The sequence below is a fragment of the Acinetobacter sp. TAC-1 genome (assembly GCF_029025845.1).
In the GTDB taxonomy this organism is placed as follows: domain Bacteria; phylum Pseudomonadota; class Gammaproteobacteria; order Pseudomonadales; family Moraxellaceae; genus Acinetobacter; species Acinetobacter guillouiae.
The window spans coordinates 406,524-428,761 of record NZ_CP118892.1; the positions used below are offsets into that span (position 1 = coordinate 406,524).

Genomic DNA, 22,238 nt, shown 5'->3' on the forward strand with positions numbered 1-22,238 from the left:
TAAATTGAGTGAGTTAAGATAAAAAATTTTGTTTAGATAAAGACTCTGTTAAGCTGATCATTCGAGATAAACTATTCTGTAAATCGGGTGAAAATGTCTTTATCTAAACCTAAAGTCCTGATTATTATTGCTAATTTAGGGACACCAGATGCGCCTACAGCTCCAGCTGTTCGGGCTTTTTTAAAGCAGTTTTTATCAGATCAGCGCGTCATCGAAATTCCCAAAATTTTATGGGCAATTATTTTAAATGCATTTGTTCTGCCTTTTCGACCAAAGCGTGTTGCCGAAGCTTATGCACAAGTCTGGTCAAATGATTCACCGATGCGTGAAATTCTATTTGAACAAGTTGAATCACTACAAAAAAAATTAATAAGTACCAATGCTGATTTAGATTTAGAGATTGTGCCAGCAATGACCTATGGGCGACCGGGTATCGATGCTGTATTGAATGATGCGAAAAACAAGCAGTATGACCATATTATTCTTTTTCCGTTATTTCCACAGTATTCGGCAACATCAACTGCCCCTTTATATGATGCCGTTGCACAATGGTTGTTAAAGCAACGCAATATTCCGGGTTTAAGTTTTATTCGAGATTATTATCAACACCCACTTTATATTCAGGCCTTAGCCAACAGTGTGCGTGACTATCAGCAGCAATATGGACAAGCCGCTAAACTGTTGATGTCTTTTCATGGGATCCCACAGCCTTATGCAGATAAAGGCGATCCTTATGCAGAGCGTTGTCGTATCACTGCACTTAAGGTAGCACAGGCATTAGATTTAAAAGACGACCAATGGGCGATCAGTTTCCAATCCCGTTTTGGAAAACAAGAATGGGTAAAACCGTATACCGATCAACTATTGCAAGAGTGGGCAGCGCAAGGTGTTGAATCTGTTCAAGTGCTGAGCCCTGCATTTTCGGCAGATTGTTTAGAAACCTTGGAAGAGCTGGCGATTCAAAATGCTGAATTGTTTTTAAAAGCAGGTGGTCAACACTATGCTTACATTCCTGCATTAAATAGCCGTGCGGATCATATTGACTTATTTGAGCAACTTTTACAGACTCAATTGAATACACTCAAGTTTCATTTACAGGTATAGGGTTTTTTAGGAAAATTATCATGTTACAAGTCAAGATTGTACCCGTTACTGCATTCGCCCAAAATTGTTCTATTGTTTGGGATTCGGAAACCAAAGAAGCGGTATTGATTGATGCTGGTGGTGAGCCTGAGAAATTAAAACAAGAAGTTGAAGCATTAGGACTGACAGTCAAAGCATTGTGGTTAACACACGGTCATTTGGATCATGCTGGTGCGGTAGGTGCATTGGTCAAAGAATGGAATGTGCCTGTGATTGGTCCGCATAAAGAAGACCTGTTTTGGTTAGAAATGATTCAAGACGTATCTGCCCGTTATGGATTTCCAATTCCTGAGCCTGTTCATGTCAATCAATGGTTAGAGGGTGGCGAAAAGTTAAACTTAGGGGATGAAGAGTTTGAAGTACGTTTTGCACCAGGACATACACCAGGTCACGTCATTTTTTACAATGCCAAATATGGTGTGCTTTGGACAGGAGATGTGCTGTTTAAAGGTTCAATTGGCCGTACTGACTTTCCAAAAGGCAACCATCAACAGCTCTTAGATTCAATTCAGCGTGAATGTTTTACCCTACCTGATGAAACTCAATTTATTTCAGGGCATGGTCCAATGAGTACCATTGGTTTTGAAAAGCAACACAATCCTTTTGTAGCAAGTAAAGCGGGTTAAGTATTCGCTGTCTGGCTTTATAGTAAAAATAAGAAATGAAAAATGGTGAAGTAATCAATGTTTTACTCACCATTTCTGTTTTAAATGTATATTTTATTAATGATTCAACATTTAGTAAGAATCTGTAATAGTAACGTGAATGATCTGAGTGAAAACAGTTCATAAAACAATGCTGTTTATGCTCATCTTTAAATAACTCCTGCAAAAGTCATTCATCTCATCATTGAAATAATATGCGTGGAGAATGAGAAAATTAAAATTAGACTTCTTTCATAAGTCCTTTTTTAAACTATAAATCAACATAAAATCCCCCTCATCCTAGCCTTCTCCCAAAGGGAGAAGGAACTTTCAATACCCATATGATTCGCTCAACATGATCATTTTTTGATTTATGAAAGAGATCTATAAAATAGTTTAATAATAGTGTTAAATTGATTTAAATCACCGCTACTTTACCATTTCCAATTTGATTAATAAGATGACTATTGCAAATAGAATTCCAATTGCGATAAAAGAAAAATCGAGTGCATATACTCCAATAAAAGTAAAAAATGCACATAAAATCAATAAAATAGTGATAAATATTTTTAAACCTATAAACATTTAAATGCTCCTTGTTTTATCATGGCTGAAAACTAATCAAACTTTTATTATGTTTAAAGTATGAAATAAACCTGTGGTATCAGATCCAAAGTCTTATGAAAAATGAATGCTTACTGTGAAGTTTTAATATAAAGTTTATTTAGTGTATTGTGATAATTGAGTAAGTTCAAGATCAGCCAGTAAAATGATAAAAATCTAGGAAAGTTTAGGAATCCTCAGCTTGCGGTGCATCTTCTGTAGGTAAGGTATAATCTCCATTGGCCCATGCACCTAAATCGATCAATTTACAACGCTCAGAGCAAAATGGACGAAATTCATTACCTTCCCATGTAGATGGTTCACCGCAGCGAGGGCAAGGAAAAGTTTTAGACATTTGGAAATCCTCATTTAAAAAAGCAAAAACCGTAAAGAGTTGTTAAACTTGTGAACGATTTCTTGTTAGTTTGATCTGATTATGTCGATTCGTCAATTTCAAGCACAGCGTATGCATGCTCCTCGTGATTTTCAATGTATTGAAAATAACCCAATTTGTGTGGAAATTGGGGCAGGAAAGGGCAAACATGCCTTGCTCTTTTCTGAACAGCACCCTGAACTGAAATTGATTGCGATAGAAAGAACCCGTGAAAAATTTATTGCCATGCAAAAACAGCATCAGTTGGAAGGTCAAACAAATTTAACCCCTATTCATGCTGATGCATTACCGTGGGTGGTGCATGCACTTTATCCCAATCAGGTACAACAGTTTTTTATTCTCTATCCAAATCCAGAACCGCATAATCCTGCGCAGCGCTGGTTAAATATGCCTTTTTTTGAATTTTTGCTTTCCAGATTATCTCCAAATGGCAGTATCACGTTAGCCAGTAATATTCCTGAATATATTGCTGAAGCAGAACAGCAACTAAAAGATGTTTGGAGGCTGCCTTATGAAAAACAAACGATTGCATCAGATTCAGCACGTACGCATTTTGAAATTAAATATTTAGAACGTGGTGAATTGTGTCAGCAATTGATTATTGCTAAACCTGAACACTATCAAACCCGTTTTGATGAGGTTGGACCACGTCAGGGTCAAAGCGTTGAAAACTTATCAGAGCTGTCTGATGCCAATTAAGAAAATTGCCATCATCGGGGCAGGGCCAGCAGGTTTAATGGCTGCAGATGTTTTAAGTCAGTCTACAACTGATTATGACGTTCATGTTTTTGAACAGAAACCTTCTGCTGCACGTAAATTTTTGATGGCTGGAAAGACGGGGCTGAATATTTCCCATGCAGAAGCATTTGAACAATTTATTCAACGTTATGATCATGTGGAATGGTTAAGACCTTGGGTTGAAAAGTGGGATGCGACATGGATTCAAAGTTGGATGCATGGTTTAGGGATTGAATCCTATGTGGGCAGTTCAGGGCGAGTTTTTCCTGTAGAAATGAAGGCCGCGCCTTTGTTACGTGCTTGGTTAAAGCAGTTGGCAGCGCAGCACGTTCAATTTCATTATCGTCATCAAATAATAGATTTAAAGCAGCAACAACTCGAAATTCTTGATCTAAGAAACAATGCAACACAGCAATTGGATTTTGATGCGATTATTCTGGCTTGTGGTGCTGTGTCATGGTCACGTTTAGGCAGTGATGGCGCATGGCAAAAGTGGTTGTCTGCTTCTGAAATTGAAGCGTTTCAAGCGAGCAATGCCGGTGTGGTTCGGGCATGGTCGAATTATATGCAACCTGTCTTTGGTCAGCCTCTTAAACGTGTAGATGCTTGGGTGGAAAATTCTGCAAAGACACAAGGTGATATTGTGATTACCCATTATGGACTAGAAAGCGGTCTCATCTATAAACAGGGGCGATTATTACGTCAGTTGGTACAGCACAATCAACCGATGTCGATTTATCTGGACTTGTTACCTGATCAAACTGTTCAACAGCTTACTCAGAAATTACAGGCGTCTAAAAAGCAATCCAGTACCAATATCTGGCGCAAAGCAGGTTTAGATGCTGCCAAAGCCAATCTGATTCGTGAATTGGTGGATAAATCAGTATGGAACATTCCTGAAAAACTCGCACAACAGATTAAGCATTTAAAAATTGAGCTTGAGGGGTTTCGTCCGATTGAAGAAGCGATCAGCTGTGCTGGTGGTGTAAAGCAAGCCGTATTAACACAGCATTTACAACTAAAATCCAATCCCTCTGTATTTTGCTGTGGTGAAATGCTGGACTGGGATGCCCCGACAGGAGGATATTTGTTGACGGCATGTTTTGCGACAGGGCGTGCTGCAGGTGAGGGTGTACATCAATATCTCAGTAGATGAGATTAGGCAAAAAAATGATGGTGTTTTGATTAAAAACGCGACTTTTATGCTAGTTTGATGCTATTGCCAATAGCTTTTGAAATAGGGAGATTTTCTCAATGTCTGCTGAAAAAATATATACAGGAAGTTGTTTGTGTGACGGTATTCACTATGAGATTCATGGTGAAATTGGAGCGGTGATCGAGTGTCATTGCCAACGTTGTCGTAAAGCCAATGGCACAGCATTTGCGACCAATGCGCCAATTCAAAAAGCAGATTTTAAAATCACCAAAGGTGAGGAACTACTGAAAAAATTTGCATCGACAGCAACAACAACACGTTGTTTCTGCCAAGAATGTGGCTCACCGATCATCAGTATTAAAGCAGAGACACCAGATACCTATCGTTTAAGAATTGGAACTTTAGATACAGCTTTAGAACAGAAGCCGACAATGCATATTTTTACTGCTTATAAAGCAGAGTGGGATACGATTTGTGACGGTTTACCTCAATATGATGAGCGTCCATAATCGTGTAGAAAGGGATCGAATAGATCCCTAACTTAATTGTATTGTTGTTATTTTGCTGTTAAAGCATCGCCTTCAAATTTGATGCCATTCCAGCCATTTTGCATAAACTGGCGAATGTTCTGATGGTCTGTTGCATCAGGCGTTGCCAAAACAGCAGCATAATGCTCTGCAAATAGATTCAGTGTTTGTTGTTGATCTAAATCATTTAATTGCGCAAAAGAAAAAACTTTGGCACTGCCTTGGTTCTCTGTGGCAGCATTATGCTGTTGACCATTTTGAAATGCAGTCGGGGTGTGGGTATAACGAGCTTCGATATGACTGATGACATCTGCAAATTTTGCATCGCCTGCTTGAAGTTGTTTCAATAATTCTTGAGCCATGATGTGAAAATTCCGTGTTAAATCGTGCCAATATCATAGCCTATGGTTAAATAATTCAGTAATGCTATTTAATATTTTGAGATGGGCCATTCTTTAACCATATTTGCTAAAATAACAGCATCGAAATTCATAAAAATAGGTCGGTATGAATCGTCATAATATTAAAAATAAAGATTCAAACTTTATTTTGAGCCTGATCGGTCTTTTTGCTGAACGCCCATTATTATTAAAACTACGCCGTATCTTGATGGGTTTTATTCCTTTTCTACAGCTACAAAGTCAGGTCAAGAATATTGTGTATTTGTCATGGTTGGTGGATATAGATCAAGTTCGTTCACGCTATCCACAGCCTATTCAGTTATGGGAAAAGCAAGGGAAAACGATTTTTACCATACTGACATATCAGCATGAACATTTTGGTTTTTCTTTTTTAGGTCCATTACGCAAATTGATGCCATCACCGAAACAAAGCAATTGGCGTTTTTATATTGCCCCTACACAACAGGATAAAACGGTGATTTTCGAGCAAGTTGTGATTGACCAGCAGCTTTATGTTTTGAGTGGGCGTTTGGCAAGTGATGCGATGCCAGCACAATATGCAAAGAAATTTGTTCATCAAGTCTCTGAACAGCTGATTCAAACAGAGCTTGAACTTGATCCAGTTTATCAATTATCCAGCACGGTTCAAATCAATACAGATCCGCGCTTACCTGAGGCGTGGCAAAATTTATTCTCTTCATGGGATGAGGCCATTCAATATCTGGCTGAACAAGACCATGCATGGGTAGAATGGGTCGATCAACCTGAAAAACTATCACAAGGGGATATTGAAATGCCTTTTGATTTTAGTCAGGTTCTGCCTGCGCAAGTGCTTAATATTGCTTGCCCCTTGCTAAAACAATGGGGTGTTCGTGAACAAGATGTATTTGCCTTTGTTGTGCCAACTTTGGACTTTTATGTCAGAAATGAGTTGCCACTTAAATTAGATCGTTAAGCTTCTCCATGTTAATCTGTGGATAACTATCCGCTTATACACAAGTTGCTTATAAACAAGCTGAGCTGTAAAAAATCGGATGGTGGGTAAATACGTTTTTTTAAAAGTTTGAAGGATGTCTAAACATGAATTGGCTATTGGTCGCATGCGGTGGGGCAATTGGTGCAAGCTTACGTTATGGTGCAGGATTTATTATTTCTAAACCACATAGCCTATTCCCTTGGACAACATGGTCGATCAATATCTTGGGCTGTTTCTTGGCTGGGATTTTTTTTGCTTTTACCCAACGCTATCCTATTTTACAGAATGAAACTCGATTATTTTTAATGGTTGGAATCCTCGGTGGTTTTACAACTTTTTCCAGTTTTGGTCTGGAAACATTCCAGTTGATTCGGCAGGGACAGTTTCCAATCGCTTTGGCTTATACCGTTTCTAGTGTGATTGTTGGTGTGATCTGTTTAGCGATAGGCTTTTATATTTTTCAAATGCTTTTATCCACAAAATAATTCGCAATATTCAAAAATGAAAAAGCCTAAGCTGAGGGAAGCTTAGGCTTAGACACAACATATAGTTCAATTAACGTTTAAAACGGGCAAAGCGTTTATTGAAGTTGGCAATACGACCCTCATTGCTTGCCTGACGAATTTCACCTGTATAGAAAGGATGTGAAGCACTGGATATATCGAGGGTGACATAAGGATATTGTGTGCCTTCATATTCTTTGGTATTTGTTGTCTTGATCGTGCTACCAATAACAAAGTATGCATTGGCATTGGTGTCATGAAATAACACTTGACGATATTCTGGGTGGATACCTTGGCGCATGGTTTTAACCTCTAATTATTTAAACATGGTGTAATGTTATAATATTACATTTAGTTTGTAAAGTACTTCATTTGATGGGTATTTGTGTTGTCTAGCGGATTTGAAAAAAGTGAGATAAAAAAAGAAGCCTGAGCAGGAGGATCTGGCTTAGACTTCAAATATAAGTTTAATGTAAAGCTCTATCCTTAAAATTAGATGAAGCGTATAACGAAATTTTTAAAGTGAATGCATTGATCATGTTACTTTTAAAAGAACTGGATGCAATCGACTTCAATAAAAAACATCAAGAAAACTTAGTCTTGTAAAGGCACCAGCTCTTCAAAGAGATCTTTTAAATTATCATGGACTTTAAGTTGAATCAGATTCCAGTATTGTCCTGAAATCGTACGATTTACCATTAAAGTATCTGGCGATGGTTTAAATACATCCCAATACTTCAATGATTTTTTCACCAGTTTGATGCCATCATGATGTGCTGAATTTTCAGCAAAATCATAATGTGTAGTCAGCGGTCGTAATAAAATTTCAAGCCATGCCTCATACAATTCTACGGGAAACTTACCTTTTTCAGCTAACGCATCTAAAACCGTTAAATGCTCTTCAATCGTCACAATATCTTGTTTTCGTGCAGCTCTGACCAAGGCTTTAAAATGAGTAATGATTTCATTGGATAAGGTTTTTACACCACCAAAATCGTAAATGATCACACTGCCATCTTCACGGAAAGCAAAGTTGCCAGGATGAGGGTCACAATGGAAACGTTTTAAGAAGAAAATCTGTTGACCCAATGCTAAGATTAAGCGTCGACCAATTTCATTGCGCACAGATAAATCCCAAGTACTTGCAGTCTCAATACTTTCACCTTTTTCAAGGCTTAGGGTTAAGATGCGACGACTCGAATAGTCTGTAAACACTTTGGGAATAATAATTTTTGTGTCCAAAGCTTGATGGAATGTTCTAAAAACTTGTAAGTTTTGTGCCTCAATTTCGTAATTGAGTTCTTCATGTAAGCTGTCTTGAATCTCTTTAAATAAGCGATCTTGTAATTTTTTATCTACTTTTAAAACACCCATTAAGCGTAATGCCAAACGAACCTGTTTTAAGTCACTTTCACATGCTTCATCTACCCCAGGATATTGTACTTTGACCACAACTTCAGTGCCATTTTTTAACATGGCTTTGTGGACTTGACCAATAGATGCTGCTGCGAAAGGTTGTTCATCAAAATGCAGAAAGGTTTGATCAATCGGTTTGCCTAGCTCGCGTTCTACTTGTTGTTTAATTTCAGCAAATGGCATTGCAGGCGCTTGACGTTGCAATTTAGCAATTGCCCGTGCGACTTCAGGTGGAAAGATATCTTTATATTGCGAGGCGATTTGACCAACTTTCATCACAGCACCTTTCATTTCTCCTAAGGTATCTGCAATTTGAACACCAATATCTTGGAACAGCTTACTGCGGGCTTCATTTTTTTGTTCTTCATCCGCATTAAAGTTACGAATTGAATTTGATACCGTTTTCGTCGCGATACTTGCAGTCATACTCGCAAGTTTCATAAAGCGGCGACCTGGGGTACTGGTACTTTTCGACATTCGTAACCATCCTTTAATTGGGATTAGACGTTTAATTCATTTTGATCATAGGCGACTATTGTTAAACTGCCTACTCTAATTTGTTAAGCGTTTGTTTCTACTTGGCTATTTTTAATCTTGAAATACCCAGCATGCTTTAGGTTTCTTCTCAGTAGTTTTGGATTAAAATATTCTTCAATATTTTAATCGTTGTTGGATCATGAAAGTTTATCGTTATTTAACTGGTAAGGATGATGTGAATTTCTGTGCACGGGTCAGTAAAGCTTTAAATGACGGCTATGAGTTATATGGTTCTCCAACGATGACGTTTAATGGAACTGATGTCATTGTGGGGCAAGCCATCGTAAAAGAGGTTGGCAATGAATCTGAGATGTCTGAAAAGTTTCAGCAAGCCTATCAGCTTCAATCTGAGTAAAATAAAGTACACTTATAAAAAATAATGCTGTAGTTAAACAGCATTATTTTTAGATAAACGCATTCAATATAAGCGTTTCTAATTTAAGCCTGACTCAACCTTTTATTGTTCATATACAGGCGCGTTAATAATAAAGCACAGGCGATGGTCAGTCCAATGATCAGTCCTGTCCATACCCCAGCGGCGCCCATATCGGTATGGCGAGCCAAATAAATTCCAACAGGGAAAGCGATGATCCAGTAGGCCAGCATGGTAATCCACATTGGACCTTTGGTATCTTGCATTCCACGTAAACAACCCGCAGCACTGACTTGCCATGCATCCATAAGTTGGTAGCCAATCGCAAATAAAATTAAATATATTGCTGCTTGGGAAACATCATAGTCACTGGTATAAACGGACACAATTTGAGGGCGTAGAATTAACAGGAGTAACATGGTGATGCAGGCAAATAAGGTACTGGTCATTAATCCAACTTTCTGGACTTTACGCATCGCATACCAATTCTTTTCGCCATAATAAGTCCCTGTACGAATCGTCAGTGCTAAAGCCAATGACATCGGAATCATAAACAATTGTGATGTGATGGATAAGGCAATTTGATGTGCTGCAACGGTAACTTCACCAAGCGGACTGAGTACAATTGCACCTGTACTAAAAATACTGACCTCAAAGAAAATCGCCAAACCAATCGGTAATCCCAGTTTGAGGATACGTTTAATCAGTACGCGGTCTATTTTCTCAAACATATTTAAGGGTTGTGTAGCTTGGTAGCGTTTGGCTTTTAAAATATAAATGCTAATCGTGATGAACATGATCCACTGCAACAAAGCTGTTGCAAAACCACAGCCAGCACTTCCCAAGTGTGGAATCGGCCCAATCCCATACATAAAAATAAAATTCAGCGGAATTTGCACCACAAGCGCAACAAGGCTGATCACTGTGACAGGGCGAGGGTAGCCTAAAGCTTCTGAATAGCCGCGTAATGTTGAATACATGGTAAAAGCAGGCATACCAAAAGCAATTGCATGTAAAAATAAACTGGCTTTAGGCAATAAAGATTCAGGCACACCAACCAAAGGCAACAATAAAGGAATGATCTGTAAAACCAGCATGCCAATAATACCCAGCAATAAGGCAACCCATAAAGACTGGCGAACAATCGAAGGGATGTTTTCTGGGGTACGCGCACCGTTGGCTTCTGCCACTAAAGGTGTGGTTGCGATCATGATGCCACTAAACAGCAGCATGACTGGAATCCATAAACCTACCCCAACAGCAATTGCGGCAAGATCTTCGGGAGACATATGCCCAGCCATAATGGTATCAATCAATCCAAAGCCTGCGGCAGCAAACTGAGTGATTAAAATTGGGAGCATTAAGTTAAAGAGTTGCTTTAATTCAAAGCGGGTAGTTGTGGCTTTTATCGATGCAGACACAGTAAATACTCGTTTTAAATGTGCTTAGAAAATAGATTGGTTAGCGTTGTAGAGTGAGAAGCACACCTATAAAAATCACCACGCCACCTAAAAGACGTTGCCAGTTTACTGGCGTTTTATCTGTACCCAGTAGTCCAAATTGGTCAACGATCATCGACATTGCAATTTGTCCAAAAATAATTAAGCCTGACAGGGTTAAAAAACCCAGTTTTGGTGCAGTATAAATGCTCATACTGATTGCATAAACACCTAAGCAGCCACCTAGCCAAAGATACCAAGGTATCACTGCTAAACTTGAAAGGGTTGGTCTTTGTTCAGCTTGTACAATTACTAAAATAGCGAGCAATAGTGTACCAACTAAAAAGGATAAAAGGGCAGCTTGTAATGGAGAATGTAGATATTCACGCAATTGAGTGTTAATCGCGGTTTGAAAGGTCATGGCAATGCCAATACCCATCGTAAGTGGTAAAAGGAACAATAATTGACTCGATAATTTCAGCATTCTTCTTCATCTACTTTTATTGTTAATGTTCAGTCTAAAGCAAATTGATGACTTGTTCTAATCGGATGGTAGAAGTCATGTTAAAATAATCATTCTCTAAACTTGTTCTGAGCTTTCTTTGACTGATTTAACACCTCAAAATATACCTTTGTCGCTTTATATCCATATGCCGTGGTGTGTCCGTAAGTGTCCGTATTGTGACTTTAACTCACATGCTGTACCCGATGGGAAGCTGTCTTTAGATTTAGAGCAAGAATATTTATTGGCACTGGTTGAAGACTTTAAAACCCAAGTGGATTTTGCTCAGGGACGTAAAATTCATAGTGTGTTTATTGGCGGTGGAACCCCGTCATTGATTTCCGCACAAGGTTATCAGTGGCTTTTTACCCAGTTAAAAGCTTTAGTACCATTTGAGCAGGATTGTGAAATTACTTTGGAAGCCAATCCTGGGACGGTTGAACATGATCCATTTGCTGACTATTTAGATGTTGGAATTAATCGTTTATCGCTTGGGGTACAAAGTTTTAATCCTGATCATTTAACAAAGCTGGGGCGTATCCATTCCAATGACGATGCTGTTTCCGCCATTCAACATGCCAAACAAGCGGGTTTTCAACGCGTCAACGTAGATTTGATGCATGGTTTGCCAGAACAGACTTTAGAACAAGCCTTGTATGACTTAAAACTTGCAGTTGAAAATGGGGCAACCCATATTTCATGGTATCAATTGACCATTGAACCGAATACGGTTTTTTTCCGCACTCAGCCTATTTTGCCTGTAGATGATGTTCTGGAAACCATCCAAGAACAGGGTGAGCAATATTTAAAGGCCAATGGCTTTATCAATTATGAAGTGTCTGCATGGCGGAAAGAAAAACCGTCATCACATAATTTAAATTATTGGCAATTTGGCGATTATTTAGCGATTGGGGCAGGGGCACATGGCAAAATCACCCAAGCTGATGGCGTATACCGTTTTCAAAAAACCCGTTTGCCTAAAGACTACTTAGCCAAAGTGCCGGCTGAACATTTGCAATTTAAACGTATTGAAAAACAAGACATGCCTTTTGAATTTATGATGAATGCTTTACGTTTAAATGAGGGTGTTCATGCGCAAATGTATCCTGAACGTACAGGATTGAATTTGTCTGATTTAGATCAGGTGATTGGTTCATTAAAACAGCGTAAATTGATGTTAAATGATGACACACAGTTGGCATGTACAGCGCAAGGTCATGTATTTTTAAATTCTGTGCTGGAAGAGTTTCTATAAATCTACAGCACAACAATTTAGCTTTTGTTATGATCTGACTTAAAACAATAATCTATTAAAAGTTAAGGTCATCACAATGAATAAGTTTCTAATCAGTATGTTATTTGCTGTGGCAAGCATTTCACTGGCATATGCAAAAAACGTTGTACCCCAATTTAGCGACTATCCTGTGAAAGCTGTGTATACAGGCAAGACTGCGAAACTTGATCTTTCAGACCCAAGCGCCAATATGTTTCGTACTCGACTGAGAGATGCATTAACACAAAAACCAGATTTTGCCGGTGAATATGTCACCACCATGTGGGGTTGTGGTGGGGGATGTAGAGTCTATTCTTTTATCAATAAACGTACGGGTCAGCTTTTAGCGGATGGCTTTGGTGGTGAGGCACGTACAGAAGATGTGATTGCAACACGTCCAAACAGCCGTCTCTTAGTCACACAAGAAGAGCATATGGATCAAAACTATGCAGTGGATCAAGTGACTACACGTTTTTATGTGCTTGAAAAAAATCGATTTAAGTTGCTTAAAACCATTACTCAACCCACATCTAAAACTCAATAGAGAGATAGGGTAGGATATGATCCTGCCTGTTCGTTCAACATCGTAACGGGTTTATTTAAATGATTGTTTAAACCTTATAATGTTTGCTTTAGCGCATCCTTGATTATTAAAAACGCGGGGGAAACCAGTTTTCTACTGGTATAAAATAAATAAAATGCTGGGTGGGTAATTGAGTATTCAGGCATGATTTCAATTAAATGCCTCTGATTGATCTGAGGACCTGCCAGATCTTGAGGAATGTACGCAATACCATAACCACATAAGCTTGCTTCTAGAATTTGCTCAATGCTGGTAAAGATCAATTGCCCTTCACCTTTAAATGCAATGTTCTGTCCATTTTCAGTAAAGGTCCAAGACAAAAGCGAATGATCTGTCAGTATTCGTACATGAAGACAAGCATGTTTTTTTAAATCATGGATCGATAGAGGCATTGTATGTTTGGCGATATAGTCAGGTGATGCAACCAAGCACATTTTGATAGGCTCGCTAATCGGAATCGCGACCATGTCTTTCTCGACTAAATTACCCAGTCGTACTCCTGCATCATAACCTTCCTTGGCGATATCAATACGTCTATTTTCTGAAATCAGCTCAATTTGAATATCTGGATAATCGAATACGATATTTTTGAGTTTTTTCCACAGATGATATTTGATGACATAATCATCTGCTGAGATTTTTACCTTTCCTACAGGTTTATCATGCATAGAGCTTAATAGTTCTAAACCAAGTGTAATATCTTCTATATTTTTACCCACCAGCTCAAATAATCGTTGACCTGCATCAGTAACTGTCAGACTACGTGTTGTGCGATTAAACAGTTTGAGTCCAATTTGCTCTTCTAAATGACAAATACTTTGGCTGATAGCAGATTGTGTCACACCAAGCTGAGCTGCAGTTTTGGTAAAATTTTTATTTTGAATCACTGCGGTAAATGTACAGAGATCATTTAAATTTGTTTTCATTATTTATAAGTATCACTAATGATAGCAATCAGATTATAGCAGCTAATTCTGTGAATGTTGCTTTGTTAAGATGTATCTATCGCAACAAAAATCAATTGGATTCAAAATGACAAATGTAAAAATCAAAGCACCGTATTGGGAAATTGCTGCAAATCTATATTTCCCTGAAAATTTTAATCAAACTGAAAAATATCCAAGCATTATCAGCGCTCATCCGATTGGGAGTTGTAAAGAGCAAACATCAGGAAATGTCTATGCTAAAGCATTAGCAAAAGCTGGCTTTGTCGTCATTGCCTTTGATGCCAGTTTTCAAGGAGAAAGTGGGGGCGAACCTCGTTCTATTGAAAATCCAACTTTACGCGTCGAGGATTTTCATTTAGTGGCTGATTATTTGGTCACACTTGATTATGTCGATGAAAATAGAATTGGTGTGTTAGGGATTTGCGGTGGTGGCGGTTATGCATTAAATGCAGCAATGACCGAAAAACGGATTAAGGCCGTGGGTACGGTAGATGCGGTGAATTTTGGACGCCTATCACGTGAAGGGTTTAGTCAATGGAATCCATTGGAAAAATTAGAGCTTATTGCAAAACAACGCACAGCTGAAGCGCGGGGCGAAGTACGACGAGTCGATGGTTTATTACCGAATACGGTGTCAGAAGCACAAGCCGCAGGTATCAATGATATTGATGTACTCGAAGCAACTGAGTATTACAAAACAGAACGTGGTCAACATCCTAACGGTGAATCTAAAGCATTATTTTCTCATTCAGCTGTTTCAATTGGATGGGATGCATTTCATCTAGCAGAAGTATTACTGACACAGCCATTGCTTATCGTCGCAGGAGATAAAGTCGGTGGCTTTGGATCATACCGTGACAGTCTGGAAATCTATGGGCGAGCACGTTCTGAAAACAAACAACTGCTGATTTTAGAAGGGTGGTCACATTATGATTTATATGACAAATCTGAACCTGTTGCCCAAGCATTAGCAAAACTGATCCCCTTTTATCAAAAATATCTTTAAGTTCAGGCTTTCAAAGATAGGCTTCTGCTACAAGTGAATGAATATCACTGTAGTGCAGCTTGCACTGTTATATCTTAAAAACAAAGAGCGCCGTAGCGCTCTTTGTTTTTTCAGAAATCTTAAATTTTAGTAATCAAAACTAAAATGTTCTGCATCAAGTGCCATCATGGTACGAGATGGATTCACCATAGACTCAGCATGACCTTGTGAACGTGGTAATAATTGTTCAAAGTAGAAATCTGCAAGTTTGATTTTTGCTTTATAGAACTCAGGAACTTCCGCACCATTACCAGACGCTAATTTTTCAGAAGCGACTGCTGCTTGTTGCGCCCAGTAGTAAGCCATCATTGCATAACCAGAGAACATTAAGAAATCGACAGAAGCAGACGATACGATTTCACGGTCTTTACGAGCTGCAAGCATGATACGAACAGTCAAAGCATTCCATTGCGCACAGATCTTGGTTAAATCCCAGGCAAAACGACGCATATATTTGTTACGTGCATGTTGACCACAGAATTTCAAGATTTCAGCGGTGTATTCACGAACCACTTTACCTTTAGATGAAAGCAGCACTTTACGACCAATTAAATCAAGTGCTTGAATACCTGTTGTACCTTCATACAAAGTCGCGATACGCGCATCACGTGCAATTTGTTCCATGCCATGCTCTTTGATATAGCCATGACCACCGAACACTTGCATACCCAAATTCGCAGATTCAAGTCCCATTTCTGTCAAGAAACCTTTGAGAATCGGGGTATAGAAACCAAGCTTATCATCATATTCTTCAAATTTTGCTTGATCACCTTGTAACATTGCATCAGTCATTTTATCTGCAAGCTGAGCTGCGTGATAAATCATGGCACGACCGCCTTCTGCAAATGCTTTTTGAGTCAAAAGCATACGACGTACATCGGCATGGTGAATGATTGCATCAGCCACTTTATCTGGATCTTTTTTACCAGATAGGGCACGCATAGACATACGGTCTTTTGCGTATGGTAAAGCACCTTGGAATGATAATTCCGCGTGAGCAAGGCCTTGTACAGCAGTACCAATACGTGCTGTGTTCATGAAGGTGAACATTGCATGTAAGCCTTTATTCACTTCACCAATCAAATAACCTGTTGCGCCATCAAAGTTCAATACCGCAGTTGCAGATGCACGAATACCCATTTTGTGTTCAATAGAACCACAAGTCACAGGATTACGTTCACCCACTGTACCTTCAGCTGTAGGGATGAATTTAGGCACAATAAACAATGAAATACCTTTGGTACCTGTAGGTGCATCTGGAAGACGCGCAAGAACGATATGGATAATGTTTTCAGTTAAATCATGTTCACCGGCAGAGATGAAGATTTTTGTCCCTGTAATTGCATAAGTACCATCAGCATTAGGTTCAGCTTTAGTTTTTACTTGACCTAAGTCTGTACCACATTGTGGTTCAGTCAGACACATTGTTCCTGACCATGTACCTGCAGTCAGGTGTGGCATATAGGTATTTTTTTGTTCGTCTGTACCAAATTGCAGGATGGTATTCATACATCCCATGCTCAAACCTGGGTACATGGTGAATGACCAGTTTGCAGTCCCCATCATTTCAGATTTGATCAGGTTTAATGACATCGGCAAACCTTGACCACCAAACTCTTCAGGATAAGACAGACCTTGCCAGCCACCTTGAATAAATTGGTTATAAGCTTCTTTAAAACCTTTTGGCGTCGTGACTTCACCATCTTTAAAATGACAACCTTCTTCGTCACCCGATTGATTCAGTGGAGAAAGTACATTTTCACAAAAATCTGCAGCACCTTCTAAAATCATATCGACAGTATCAGCATCGGCATTTTCGCCAATTGATAGTGTTTTATAATGTGCAGAATAGTCAAAAACTTCATTCATTAAAAAACGTATGTCACGGAGCGGCGCTTTATATGCTGGCATGTGTTTAATCCTAATTTAAAAATAGTTTTGGATTTTCAATCTATAGCTTCATTATTCATAATCATATGGGAATTACATTGATAAGACTCTCTAAAAAAATTGTCAGAAATGCGAATTTGGTAGAAAAAGCACATGTGAATTTGTTGATTTTTTGATAGTCTTGTACACTTTGTTTTTTATTGTTTCATTGTTATTTTTATTGTCATTATAATATTCACGTGGGTAGATCTATCATGCATTTAAAAAAATTAACATTGTGTTTATTGGGTTTGAGTTTATCAGCATGTTCTACACATGTGATTAAAAGCAATGCTTTAAATGCAGATCAAGACGCTCCGCAACGTGCAATTCAAGGCTTTAATGCCTTATATGAATATCCAAATTTTGATTACCGTGGACAAGTCAAGGTTCGACTTGATAGCGTTCAGAAAGCCAACACAGCTGATACAAAGCAATTAGATCCTACAATTGAAAAAAAGGTCAATCAATACCTGAAAGATCAAAAAATCAAGTTAACCGATGCGCAAAAAAAAGACCTTTATCAAGCAATTGCTAAACAGGACTCAAAGTATTTTAGTCGTTTTGCTGGTATGGGCGCAGATGTTGTACAAAATATCGTGAATGATTTGCAGATTCGTTATGATGGAACGGTAAATTATCGTCAGAAAATGGCATCATTTAACTTAGAGACACAGTATAAAAAACCCAACCTCTCTGTGGAAATGCGTGTTCCTACAGTGTTGGATCTGAATAATTATAAATTCTATACCCATATTTTTTCTTTAATGCCTTATTTGGCCAATTCACAAGATCAGGATAAATATGCCTATTATGATTTTTCTAAATACAAAGATGATATTGCCAAAGTAAATGGAAAAGCCTTGGTTGAGTTCCTTAAACAATCAGGCGCAACCTCTTATTTGATCGCTTCTCCGAATCAAATTGAAAGTCTTGCGGTGAGTTCAGCTGAGAAGCAAGCGGGTGTGGTTGAAAAAATCCGCTTAACTACCAGCATTGAAGAAATGTTTTTGCAAGGGCAATTGTATTCTACAGTGAATCGTCAATATTTCATGAATTCAGTGCTTGGATTGAGTCCTACAAATATTGCAAAACTCTTAGATACTACTGGAGAAAATCAATCAAGTGATGCTGCTAACGAAGCGGCACAAGCTGCAATGAAAGCAGTAGAAGAAGCCTCAGCGGGGATCAATACTGATGATGCGGGAGTGGCTGATGCCGCTAGCGCCATGTATCAACTTTATAGTGCAGTCAATCGTCAATCTCATGACGCGTCTGAAGAAGAGGTGGACGCTGTTTATGCAGATGCACAAGACGCGGCTAAAAAAGCAGTTGAAGATGATGAAGACTATGCCACTAGCCAAGCTTCCGATGCTGCTGAGCAGGAAGATGACAATGTTGAAGCTGAGTCTGAAGACGCATCAGCAGAGCGTCAGAAAATTTTAACTGAACAACAATGTGAAGACTTAACAAAAGCAAAAGCTCATCCACGTTTTGGTGATGTGGAATATTGTCAGTATCATTATGAAATTGATGTTTTAAGTGCTGAAGCAAAGGATGATGCATCTTCAGCCAGTAAAGCTTTACAGCAGCAAAGTAATGCAACGCTTGTCAAAACCTTTACAGGCTATGCGAAAGACCAGTTGGTTGATGCTCAACAATTTAAACAATTGTGGAATCAACATCATACTGAAGTTGAAGCCAGTTTGCCGCCTAAAAATAAACGTAATCCTTTAATCGTCGATCTGTCTTTAGATAACAAAGGACGGGCGGTAAAAGCAGATTATGATTTGGGTGTGGATTTTGATAAATTAAATCGTAAACTGAATGTTAAGATGGATATGCAATTCCTTAATTATGGAAATGCCAGCAAGATCGACCAGAGTGTTTTACAGCAAGCCAAACCATTTAAAGACATCTTTAAAGGCAGCATTATGGAGCAAGCTGTGGGCGGTATTGCGGGTGTTTCAGGTGATACAGGCAGTCGTTCAGAACAAAAATATTTAACTTTAGATGAGCGTTTAGCGCAGTTGGCTGAACAAGTGTATGCACAAACGGGTTCATATGAAAAAACCTATAAAGCCGTATTTATTGCCAAACTGACTGCAGAAAAACCTGAGGTAATCAAACAATATTCTGCTCAAGATTTACAGGAAATTGCGGCAGTCTACGCTTATTCTTATTCTGATGAAGAGATTTACAATCCGAAAGGTCAGGCTTTAAAACAGGTCCAAGCTTTACAGAAAAAGCATCATTTGGAAGATGACCACCAATATGATGATGGACTTGGAAATGCTGTTGATGAGATCGTGGCTAAAGTCTGGAAAGATAAGCAAAGTGTTTTAGAAATTCAGAATTTAGTCAAGAAATACAAAACCACTGAAGCCGTTTTTGCGCAATATTATATGCAGAAGTTTGAAGCAGAAAATGAGATTGAAAAAGGGCGACGCGCTGATTTTATCAAAACAGCGAAGATTTTAGCCAAGTCTTATACTGCATTTAAACGCAATAAATTTAACGATCAGGTTGTAGCTGGCTTGGATCAAGACGCGACTGAATTTATTGATTATGATTTATTTAAGCAAACCTATCAGATCTTGAGTGATGCCAAGTTAAAGTAATTGGTTTTGGTTTGGCTAAAAAGAACCTCAATTGAGGTTCTTTTTTTATGGATTTTTTAAACAAAGATACATCCATGATTAAAGAAAATCTTTTAAATTTGGACGAACCCCATTCCAAATATAAAAGGCTTCGATGGCTTGCCCAACCAACATACCGAAGCCTTCTGAGCTTGGAATCTGGCGCGCTTTGGCTTGATCGATAAAACTTGAAGGTTTGCCATAGGCCATTTCATAAGCATGGTGAAAGGTTAAGGTTTCAGGAAGAATCAGTGCATCACCCGTTAAGCTTGCCGAAGTCGCATTGATAACAAGATCAAATTGCCCATCTAATTCATCTAGGCTACAAGCGGAAAGTTTTGCTTCAGGAACAGCGCTTTGTAAATCGGCCACCAATTGTTCTGCACGTGAACGGGTACGGTTGGCAATCACAATTTTTTTAGCCCCCGCTTTTACCAGAGGGTAAACCACGCCGCGAGTTGCACCACCTGCCCCAATAATCAAAATATCTGTGTTTTCTAAAGTCCAGTCTAATGCTTTAATCGCATCGACTAAACCTTGTCCATCTGTATTGTCACCATGCAATACACCGTTTTCCATCCAAAGCGTATTGACCGCCTTGGCGATTTTTGCACGTTCTGTCAGTTGTTGGCATAAGGCAAAAGCTTGTTCTTTAAATGGCACAGTAACATTCATACCTACGCCATTGTGAGCAAAGAATTCAGTTACACTTGCAGTAAAGCCATCGAGTGGGGCAAGACGTTTTACATAGTTGAGATCAATACCAGTCTTTTCTGCAAAGGCATGGTGTAGTTCAGGTGAACGAGAGTGTTCAATCGGATTTCCAATGACTGCGAATAGTTTACTCATGCCAAATGTCCAAGTATTGATTGTGTTGATTTTTAGAGAATGTCGACAATATACGTGAAAATGGATGATACAACCAAACTATATGCGGTTTAGCTTATGCTAAAATTTGAATAAATTGATGATTTAGAGCGCTTTTTTAATCGCGCTAAAGCTGGTTTTTAAGAGGAAGGTTTTTGGGGAAATGTTGTGCTTTAAAAAAGATGTTTATGGATTGCAAACTGACTCTAAGAAGTCAAGAAAAATCATAGCAAAAACAACAAGAAAGCCAGCAGATAAAACAACACTAGAAGTAATTGAGATGCTGTCAGAGAGATGGTTGTTAGAGATAATGGTGGTTGAAATGGAACATGCTAATAAAAATAAAATACTGAATGAAAGTGTAACCTTGTGATTTTCTAATAAATTCCTCATACCTACCTCTGGTTTCTACCGCTATAATAATCTTTAAACGCTAAGACTTTATCAAAAAATTAAGGAAATTTTAAGGTTGGTATCTTAGTCAGGTTTGAGCATATATTAAATTAAAAAAGTGTCCTTATCGTGAATTATTCTCATTTTAATTGTGAGTAAATCTTTCAAGCGCTATCTTCTCAGAAGGATTCATCGGTAAAGGTTAAAAAGCTATCTTGAATGCAAGATAGCTTGGTCACGATGAAACCTAAATGGCGAGAGATTATTTTAATATCGACAACCAATCTTTAGGTTTTAAATAATGAGCAGTGAGACGTTTTTCTGGGCTGTTTTCATCCCATTCTGGGCGATAAGACCATGCTGCAAGCGGTGGCATACTGACCAGAATAGATTCAATTCGACCACCAGTTTGTAAGCCAAATAAGGTGCCACGATCATAAACCAAATTATATTCAACATAGCGACCGCGACGATACAATTGGAAGTCGCGTTGGGCTTGTGTAAATGGTTTATCCTGATTTCTTTGGAAAATAGGCAAAATAGCATTTAAATAACCATTTGCGACCGCTTGGATATATTCAAAGCACTTTTCAAAATCCCATTGATTTAAATCATCAAAAAACAAACCACCAATACCACGTTGTTCATCACGATGTTTTAAGTAGAAGTAATCATCACACCATTGTTTATGTTCAGCATAAACTTCTTCACCAAACGGTGCGCACAGGTCGAATGCTGTTTGGTGCCAAGATAAAACGTCTTCATCATTGGGGTAAAAAGGTGTGAGGTCAAAACCCCCACCAAACCACCAAATTGGTGCTTGCCCTTCGGGTTCTGCAACAAATAATCGTACATTGGCGTGAGATGTGGGAACATTGGGATTTGTTGGGTGAATGACCAAAGAAACCCCCAAAGCTTGTGCTTTGGCTCCAGCGATTGCCGGATGGCGTTCTGTTGCTGAAGCTGGCAGTTTGGAAATGTTGATGTGAGAAAACATCACCCCGCCTTTTTCGATCACAGTACCATTTTGTAGAACACGTGAACGACCACCACCTCCTTCAGGGCGTTGCCAGTCATCAATTTCAAATGTTGCAGTGCCGTGGCCTATTTGTTCTTGTTGCTCTAGGGTAGAGCAGATTCGAGCTTGTAAATCTGTCAGGAAATCACGAACACGTTGAATATCTGCAGAAGTCGGATTTTGCATGATCAT

General features: G+C 38.7%; 23 protein-coding genes. 13 read left to right on the forward strand and 10 right to left on the reverse strand.

Going from position 1 to position 22,238, the window contains the following annotated elements; genetic code table 11:
- The first annotated feature begins 93 nt into the window (after positions 1–93).
- Together hemH and PYV58_RS01820 are read left to right on the forward strand one after the other, a co-directional pair.
- Positions 94–1,104 (forward strand): ferrochelatase, encoded by a 1,011-nt coding sequence (gene hemH / locus PYV58_RS01815; RefSeq protein WP_034616443.1) that lies wholly within the window; start codon positions 94–96, stop codon positions 1,102–1,104.
- Between the two features lie 20 nt (positions 1,105–1,124).
- Positions 1,125–1,769, forward strand: a complete 645-nt coding sequence (locus PYV58_RS01820) for an MBL fold metallo-hydrolase (RefSeq protein WP_034616439.1) — start codon at positions 1,125–1,127, stop codon at positions 1,767–1,769.
- Positions 1,770–2,577: 808 nt separating this feature from the next.
- Here PYV58_RS01820 and PYV58_RS01825 read toward each other — a convergent pair.
- Entirely contained in the window at positions 2,578–2,745 is a 168-nt protein-coding gene (locus tag PYV58_RS01825; protein WP_004816790.1) for a DNA gyrase inhibitor YacG, read from the reverse strand.
- 75 nt (positions 2,746–2,820) lie between these two features.
- Here PYV58_RS01825 and PYV58_RS01830 point away from each other — a divergent pair, with 75 nt between their 5' ends.
- From PYV58_RS01830 to PYV58_RS01840, 3 genes are all read left to right on the forward strand, one after another.
- The gene (locus tag PYV58_RS01830) at positions 2,821–3,483 is read left to right on the forward strand and encodes an SAM-dependent methyltransferase (RefSeq protein WP_171077798.1); all 663 of its coding nucleotides are present in this window, start codon (positions 2,821–2,823) and stop codon (positions 3,481–3,483) included.
- Positions 3,473–4,678: a TIGR03862 family flavoprotein gene (locus PYV58_RS01835; protein WP_034616435.1), complete on the forward strand. Its 1,206-nt coding sequence runs from the start codon at positions 3,473–3,475 to the stop codon at positions 4,676–4,678. Before PYV58_RS01830 ends, PYV58_RS01835 begins: the two co-directional genes overlap by 11 nt.
- A gap of 98 nt (positions 4,679–4,776) precedes the next feature.
- Entirely contained in the window at positions 4,777–5,187 is a 411-nt protein-coding gene (locus PYV58_RS01840) for a GFA family protein (protein ID WP_004816796.1), read from the forward strand.
- Positions 5,188–5,234: 47 nt separating this feature from the next.
- Here PYV58_RS01840 and PYV58_RS01845 read toward each other — a convergent pair whose 3' ends face one another.
- Positions 5,235–5,567, reverse strand: a complete 333-nt coding sequence (locus tag PYV58_RS01845; protein ID WP_004816798.1) for a HopJ type III effector protein — start codon at positions 5,565–5,567, stop codon at positions 5,235–5,237.
- 145 nt (positions 5,568–5,712) lie between these two features.
- Between PYV58_RS01845 and PYV58_RS01850 the strand changes: the two genes are divergently transcribed.
- A complete protein-coding gene (locus PYV58_RS01850; protein ID WP_034616433.1) occupies positions 5,713–6,561 on the forward strand; it encodes a DUF2071 domain-containing protein in 849 nt (282 codons plus the stop codon).
- A gap of 125 nt (positions 6,562–6,686) precedes the next feature.
- On the forward strand, positions 6,687–7,067 hold the full coding sequence (gene crcB, locus PYV58_RS01855) for a fluoride efflux transporter CrcB (RefSeq protein WP_034616430.1): 381 nt from the start codon (positions 6,687–6,689) through the stop codon (positions 7,065–7,067).
- A gap of 70 nt (positions 7,068–7,137) precedes the next feature.
- Here the strand turns inward: crcB and PYV58_RS01860 are convergent, their stop codons facing one another.
- Positions 7,138–7,386 (reverse strand): type B 50S ribosomal protein L31, encoded by a 249-nt coding sequence (locus tag PYV58_RS01860; protein WP_004816804.1) that lies wholly within the window; start codon positions 7,384–7,386, stop codon positions 7,138–7,140.
- A gap of 293 nt (positions 7,387–7,679) precedes the next feature.
- Complete coding sequence (locus tag PYV58_RS01865) at positions 7,680–8,978, reverse strand: AarF/ABC1/UbiB kinase family protein (RefSeq protein ID WP_004816806.1); 1,299 nt, start codon at positions 8,976–8,978, stop codon at positions 7,680–7,682.
- Positions 8,979–9,177: 199 nt separating this feature from the next.
- Here PYV58_RS01865 and PYV58_RS01870 point away from each other — a divergent pair, with 199 nt between their 5' ends.
- Positions 9,178–9,393: a DUF1737 domain-containing protein gene (locus PYV58_RS01870; protein ID WP_034616427.1), complete on the forward strand. Its 216-nt coding sequence runs from the start codon at positions 9,178–9,180 to the stop codon at positions 9,391–9,393.
- An 83-nt stretch (positions 9,394–9,476) separates the two neighbouring features.
- Here PYV58_RS01870 and PYV58_RS01875 read toward each other — a convergent pair whose 3' ends face one another.
- On the reverse strand, positions 9,477–10,832 hold the full coding sequence (locus PYV58_RS01875; RefSeq protein ID WP_034616424.1) for an MATE family efflux transporter: 1,356 nt from the start codon (positions 10,830–10,832) through the stop codon (positions 9,477–9,479).
- A 40-nt stretch (positions 10,833–10,872) separates the two neighbouring features.
- Positions 10,873–11,334: a DMT family transporter gene (locus PYV58_RS01880; RefSeq protein ID WP_004725603.1), complete on the reverse strand. Its 462-nt coding sequence runs from the start codon at positions 11,332–11,334 to the stop codon at positions 10,873–10,875.
- A 118-nt stretch (positions 11,335–11,452) separates the two neighbouring features.
- Between PYV58_RS01880 and hemW the strand changes: the two genes are divergently transcribed.
- Positions 11,453–12,607: a radical SAM family heme chaperone HemW gene (gene hemW / locus PYV58_RS01885; protein WP_034616421.1), complete on the forward strand. Its 1,155-nt coding sequence runs from the start codon at positions 11,453–11,455 to the stop codon at positions 12,605–12,607.
- Between the two features lie 76 nt (positions 12,608–12,683).
- Positions 12,684–13,169 carry a hypothetical protein gene (locus PYV58_RS01890; RefSeq protein ID WP_034616417.1) on the forward strand — a complete coding sequence of 162 codons (486 nt, stop codon included), beginning with the start codon at positions 12,684–12,686 and terminating at the stop codon, positions 13,167–13,169.
- A gap of 74 nt (positions 13,170–13,243) precedes the next feature.
- Here the strand turns inward: PYV58_RS01890 and PYV58_RS01895 are convergent, their stop codons facing one another.
- Positions 13,244–14,134, reverse strand: coding sequence for a LysR family transcriptional regulator (locus PYV58_RS01895; protein ID WP_034616414.1), 891 nt, complete (start codon positions 14,132–14,134; stop codon positions 13,244–13,246).
- A 106-nt stretch (positions 14,135–14,240) separates the two neighbouring features.
- On the opposite strand from PYV58_RS01895, the gene PYV58_RS01900 reads away from it, so the two are divergent.
- A complete protein-coding gene (locus PYV58_RS01900) occupies positions 14,241–15,161 on the forward strand; it encodes an alpha/beta hydrolase (protein ID WP_034616411.1) in 921 nt (306 codons plus the stop codon).
- A 126-nt stretch (positions 15,162–15,287) separates the two neighbouring features.
- Here PYV58_RS01900 and PYV58_RS01905 read toward each other — a convergent pair whose 3' ends face one another.
- A complete protein-coding gene (locus PYV58_RS01905) occupies positions 15,288–17,111 on the reverse strand; it encodes an acyl-CoA dehydrogenase C-terminal domain-containing protein (RefSeq protein WP_034616408.1) in 1,824 nt (607 codons plus the stop codon).
- A 233-nt stretch (positions 17,112–17,344) separates the two neighbouring features.
- Between PYV58_RS01905 and PYV58_RS01910 the strand changes: the two genes are divergently transcribed.
- The gene (locus tag PYV58_RS01910) at positions 17,345–19,750 is read left to right on the forward strand and encodes a hypothetical protein (RefSeq protein ID WP_034616406.1); all 2,406 of its coding nucleotides are present in this window, start codon (positions 17,345–17,347) and stop codon (positions 19,748–19,750) included.
- 78 nt (positions 19,751–19,828) lie between these two features.
- On the opposite strand, the gene aroE is transcribed toward PYV58_RS01910, so the two are convergent.
- Positions 19,829–20,617, reverse strand: coding sequence for a shikimate dehydrogenase (gene aroE, locus PYV58_RS01915; protein ID WP_034616404.1), 789 nt, complete (start codon positions 20,615–20,617; stop codon positions 19,829–19,831).
- 181 nt (positions 20,618–20,798) lie between these two features.
- Between aroE and PYV58_RS01920 the strand changes: the two genes are divergently transcribed.
- Positions 20,799–21,008, forward strand: coding sequence for a hypothetical protein (locus PYV58_RS01920; protein ID WP_034616401.1), 210 nt, complete (start codon positions 20,799–20,801; stop codon positions 21,006–21,008).
- 282 nt (positions 21,009–21,290) lie between these two features.
- Here the strand turns inward: PYV58_RS01920 and hemF are convergent, their stop codons facing one another.
- Entirely contained in the window at positions 21,291–22,232 is a 942-nt protein-coding gene (hemF, locus tag PYV58_RS01925) for an oxygen-dependent coproporphyrinogen oxidase (protein WP_034616398.1), read from the reverse strand.
- Between the last annotated feature and the right edge of the window lie 6 nt (positions 22,233–22,238).

Bases quoted from the DNA above. Each gene is read 5' to 3' on its own strand.
- PYV58_RS01840 (WP_004816796.1), top strand. From the start codon at position 4,777: ATGTCTGCTGAAAAAATATATACAGGAAGTTGTTTGTGTGACGGTATT.
- PYV58_RS01895 (WP_034616414.1), bottom strand. From the start codon at position 14,134: ATGAAAACAAATTTAAATGATCTCTGTACATTTACCGCAGTGATTCAA.
- hemH (WP_034616443.1), top strand. From the start codon at position 94: ATGTCTTTATCTAAACCTAAAGTCCTGATTATTATTGCTAATTTAGGG.
- PYV58_RS01890 (WP_034616417.1), top strand. From the start codon at position 12,684: ATGAATAAGTTTCTAATCAGTATGTTATTTGCTGTGGCAAGCATTTCA.
- PYV58_RS01880 (WP_004725603.1), bottom strand. From the start codon at position 11,334: ATGCTGAAATTATCGAGTCAATTATTGTTCCTTTTACCACTTACGATG.
- PYV58_RS01820 (WP_034616439.1), top strand. From the start codon at position 1,125: ATGTTACAAGTCAAGATTGTACCCGTTACTGCATTCGCCCAAAATTGT.
- PYV58_RS01920 (WP_034616401.1), top strand. From the start codon at position 20,799: ATGTTGTGCTTTAAAAAAGATGTTTATGGATTGCAAACTGACTCTAAG.
- PYV58_RS01850 (WP_034616433.1), top strand. From the start codon at position 5,713: ATGAATCGTCATAATATTAAAAATAAAGATTCAAACTTTATTTTGAGC.
- crcB (WP_034616430.1), top strand. From the start codon at position 6,687: ATGAATTGGCTATTGGTCGCATGCGGTGGGGCAATTGGTGCAAGCTTA.
- PYV58_RS01905 (WP_034616408.1), bottom strand. From the start codon at position 17,111: ATGCCAGCATATAAAGCGCCGCTCCGTGACATACGTTTTTTAATGAAT.
- aroE (WP_034616404.1), bottom strand. From the start codon at position 20,617: ATGAGTAAACTATTCGCAGTCATTGGAAATCCGATTGAACACTCTCGT.
- hemF (WP_034616398.1), bottom strand. From the start codon at position 22,232: ATGCAAAATCCGACTTCTGCAGATATTCAACGTGTTCGTGATTTCCTG.
- PYV58_RS01835 (WP_034616435.1), top strand. From the start codon at position 3,473: ATGCCAATTAAGAAAATTGCCATCATCGGGGCAGGGCCAGCAGGTTTA.
- PYV58_RS01845 (WP_004816798.1), bottom strand. From the start codon at position 5,567: ATGGCTCAAGAATTATTGAAACAACTTCAAGCAGGCGATGCAAAATTT.
- PYV58_RS01825 (WP_004816790.1), bottom strand. From the start codon at position 2,745: ATGTCTAAAACTTTTCCTTGCCCTCGCTGCGGTGAACCATCTACATGG.
- PYV58_RS01900 (WP_034616411.1), top strand. From the start codon at position 14,241: ATGACAAATGTAAAAATCAAAGCACCGTATTGGGAAATTGCTGCAAAT.
- PYV58_RS01910 (WP_034616406.1), top strand. From the start codon at position 17,345: ATGCATTTAAAAAAATTAACATTGTGTTTATTGGGTTTGAGTTTATCA.
- PYV58_RS01870 (WP_034616427.1), top strand. From the start codon at position 9,178: ATGAAAGTTTATCGTTATTTAACTGGTAAGGATGATGTGAATTTCTGT.
- PYV58_RS01865 (WP_004816806.1), bottom strand. From the start codon at position 8,978: ATGTCGAAAAGTACCAGTACCCCAGGTCGCCGCTTTATGAAACTTGCG.
- PYV58_RS01860 (WP_004816804.1), bottom strand. From the start codon at position 7,386: ATGCGCCAAGGTATCCACCCAGAATATCGTCAAGTGTTATTTCATGAC.